This window comes from Vibrio sp. OPT46 (assembly GCF_015163535.1).
Classification (GTDB): domain Bacteria; phylum Pseudomonadota; class Gammaproteobacteria; order Enterobacterales; family Vibrionaceae; genus Vibrio; species Vibrio alginolyticus.
This window is the reverse complement of the sequence record NZ_JADDYG010000266.1, coordinates 1-509: the sequence shown is the minus strand read 5'-3', so window position 1 is coordinate 509 and position 509 is coordinate 1. Positions and strand designations below refer to the sequence as shown.

Here is a 509-nt window from a genome sequence, read left to right as displayed (position 1 = left end):
CGTTGTTTCACCACGCCTGTCAATGGATCGAACACACTGATGCAATCCACCTCATCGTCAAACATCTCAACGCGCACAGCGTCTTGGTCTGATTCGGCTGGGAAGATGTCAATCACTTCACCTCGAACACGGAATTGGCCACGCTCAAATGCAACGTCATTGCGTGAGTATTGCAGCTCTGCAAGACGGCGTAGCATATCGCGCTGGTCAATCACATCACCGCGACGTAGGTGCAGCATCATTTGTAGATACGATTCAGGATCACCCAAGCCATAGATAGCCGATACCGATGCAACAATAATGGCATCTTTACGTTCTAGTAGTGCTTTTGTAGCAGACAAACGCATTTGTTCTATATGCGCGTTAACTGAAGCGTCTTTCTCTATAAAGGTATCCGTGGTCGGAACGTACGCTTCAGGTTGGTAGTAATCGTAGTAAGAAACAAAATACTCAACCGCATTATTAGGAAAGAATGACTTCATCTCACCATATAACTGAGCAGCAAGCGT

At 46.4% G+C, this 509-nt stretch carries 1 pseudogene; it reads right to left on the bottom strand.

The annotated features are described in order from the left end of the window. Positions 1-509 (bottom strand): annotated as a pseudogene (locus IQR33_RS12600) (excinuclease ABC subunit B); the annotation flags it as partial.